3 protein-coding genes and 1 tRNA gene are annotated in these 2808 nt (G+C 30.8%); all 4 read left to right on the top strand.

The genetic code is table 11. The features are described 5' to 3' along the window. The first annotated feature begins 113 nt into the window (after positions 1-113). Positions 114-1070, top strand: a complete 957-nt coding sequence (gene metF / locus ABY863_RS13380) for a methylenetetrahydrofolate reductase [NAD(P)H] (protein ID WP_372795656.1) — start codon at positions 114-116, stop codon at positions 1068-1070. A 156-nt stretch (positions 1071-1226) separates the two neighbouring features. Continuing rightward, positions 1227-1544: a thioredoxin gene (gene trxA / locus ABY863_RS13375; protein WP_299523467.1), complete on the top strand. Its 318-nt coding sequence runs from the start codon at positions 1227-1229 to the stop codon at positions 1542-1544. A gap of 92 nt (positions 1545-1636) precedes the next feature. After that, positions 1637-2560, top strand: coding sequence for a DUF58 domain-containing protein (locus ABY863_RS13370; RefSeq protein WP_372795654.1), 924 nt, complete (start codon positions 1637-1639; stop codon positions 2558-2560). Positions 2561-2624: 64 nt separating this feature from the next. Beyond that, positions 2625-2698, top strand: a tRNA-Asp gene (locus ABY863_RS13365). Positions 2699-2808: the final 110 nt, after the last annotated feature.

Below are 2808 nucleotides of genomic sequence, written 5' to 3'. Positions count from 1 at the left end.
GAAAGCACGACCTGAAAGGAAACGCCCAACAACTAAAAATGTAAAATAAAAGCTCATTGTTTTAATAACAATTATACGATTTAACAGTTGAACTTTTAAACAATAATTAAATAATGAAAGTAACAGAACACATAAAACAAGCCAACGGGAAAACATTATTTTCATTTGAAATTATACCGCCACAAAAGGGGCAAAATATACAGGAATTGTATAATAATATTGATCCTTTAATGGAGTTTAAACCTCCTTTTATTGATGTAACCACATCTAGAGAAGAATATGTCTATATTTCAAAAGAAAATGGACTTTTAGAGCAGAAAATTACACGGATGCGCCCAGGAACTGTTGGAATTTGTGCCTCATTGAAATATAAATACAATGTAGATGCTATTCCACACGTATTGTGCGGGGGATTTACCAAAGAAGAAACGGAATATGTGTTGTTAGATTGTCATTATTTAGGGTTGGATAATGTGATGGCTTTGCGTGGAGACGCTATGAAACAAGAGAAGTTTTTTTTAGCGACTAAAGATGGTCATAAATATGCTTCGGAATTGGTTTCTCAAATTAAAGATTTGAATAGTGGGAAATACTTACACGAAATAATTGAAACACCCTATAATTCTGATTTCTGTATTGGAGTTGCTGGTTATCCTGAAAAACATTTAGAAGCTCCAAGTATGGATGCTGATTTGCGAAGATTAAAAGAAAAGGTAGATGCAGGTGCAGATTATGTGGTAACTCAAATGTTTTTTGATAATAAAAAATATTTTGATTTTGTGGATAAAGCGCGTGCTATTGGGATTAAAGTTCCAATTATTCCAGGAATAAAGCCAATTGCTATAAAACGACATTTGCAAGTGCTTCCACAGATTTTTAAATTAGATTTACCTGAAGCGCTAGTTTTGGAAGTTGAAAAGTGTAAAGATAATGAGCAAGTTAGGCAAGTTGGTGTAGAATGGGCAATTGACCAAGCTAAAGAATTAATAACGCAAGGAGCTCCGGTAGTTCATTTTTATTCTATGGGAAAATCAGAAAACATTAAATCTATAGCTTCAGCAGTTTTTTAAAATTATAATAATAATAATAATAATAATAATAATAATAATAATAACTTTTGTTAATGATTTTATAAATAAAAGTAATATAAGTTAAATAGATATGGTAAATTATTTGTTTACTTTTGTAATATAAAATATAGAAATTAATAATTAAAAAAATAGAGTATGGCATTAGAAGTAACAGACGCAACTTTTGACGAAGTAGTTTTAAAATCAGACAAACCAGTGATGGTTGATTTTTGGGCAGCATGGTGTGGACCTTGTAGAATGGTTGCTCCAATCATGGATCAATTAACTACAGAGTTTGAAGGGAAAGCAGTAATAACTAAGGTTGACGTTGATGCAAATCAAGAATTTGCAGCTAAATATGGAGTGAGAAATATTCCTACAGTTTTGGTATTTAAAAATGGGGAGGTTGTTGAAAAGCAAGTAGGTGTAGCACCAAAATCTGTTTATGAGGAAAAAATAAATGCACATTTATAAAATATATCTTTAAAGATAATTTTTAAAGGCTTAACAATTTGTTAAGCCTTTTCTTTTTTTAATAGTATATTTACGAGTGTTAAAAAGCAAAAATGAGTTCGTTATTAGTTAAAAATATTTCTGAATTAAACAATCTGGAATTGTTAGCAAACCAAGTAGTTGAAGGATTTATTACAGGGATGCACAAAAGTCCTTTTCACGGATTTTCAGTTGAATTTGCAGAACATAGGTTGTACAATAAAGGAGAGAGTACGAGGCATATAGATTGGAAACTATACGCGAAAACTAAGAAATTATTTGTAAAACGTTACGAAGAAGAAACCAATTTAAGATGCCATTTAATTATTGATAATTCAGCATCTATGCATTATCCAATAGTTAAAAACCCTTCCATAGATAATTTAACAAAGATTGCCTTCTCAACTATAGCTTCAGCAGCATTAATGGAAATCTTAAAACGTCAAAGAGACGCTGTGGGATTAAGTATCTACAGCGATAAGAATGATTATTATGCACCTACAAAAGGAAGTGATAGGCACAGGAGAATGTTATTGGCTCAATTAACAGAATTACTTAAGAATACTTCAGCAGCATCTACTGAAACTTATAAAGTATTGCATGAAATAGCTGAAAAAATTCATAGAAGGTCGTTAATCTTTTTATTTACTGATATGTTTCAGGCTACAAAGAATGGAAATGAATTATTTGAAGCGTTACAGCACCTGAAATATAATAAACATGAGGTTGTTTTGTTTCATACGTATGATGGGAAATTAGAATTAAACTTTAATTTTGATAATTCTCCAAAGAAATTTGTTGACGTTGAAACAGGTGAAGAAATAAATTTATATGCTGAATCTGTAAAGAAACAATACAAAGTTGAGGTTGAAAATTATTTTAATGATTTGAAAATGAAATGCGTGCAGTATAAAATAGATTATGTGCCAGTAGATATAAATAGAGGGATTCATCAGATACTGGTTTCTTATTTAATTAGTAGAAAAAGATTTTTATAAAAATGTTTAAAAAAGCTTTGTAGATATAAAAAACACCATTATATTTGCATCCGCTAAGAGCAACGGTCTGGTAGTTCAGCTGGTTAGAATACCTGCCTGTCACGCAGGGGGTCGCGGGTTCGAGTCCCGTCCAGACCGCTTCTTAAAACCTTAACAATCTTGTAATGAGAAAGTTAAGGTTTTTTGCATTTATGGTGTGAATACATTTGTGTCCATATTTATTTAAAACTTTAAGAATATTGAATATT

This window comes from Lutibacter sp. (genome assembly GCF_041562875.1).
Classification (GTDB): domain Bacteria; phylum Bacteroidota; class Bacteroidia; order Flavobacteriales; family Flavobacteriaceae; genus Lutibacter.
The sequence above is the reverse complement of the archived record's forward strand: the minus strand, read 5'-3'. Positions and strand labels throughout refer to the sequence as shown.

Coding starts and splice junctions, on each gene's coding strand:
- trxA (WP_299523467.1), top strand. CDS start 1,227: ATGGCATTAGAAGTAACAGACGCAACTTTTGACGAAGTAGTTTTAAAA.
- ABY863_RS13370 (WP_372795654.1), top strand. CDS start 1,637: ATGAGTTCGTTATTAGTTAAAAATATTTCTGAATTAAACAATCTGGAA.
- metF (WP_372795656.1), top strand. CDS start 114: ATGAAAGTAACAGAACACATAAAACAAGCCAACGGGAAAACATTATTT.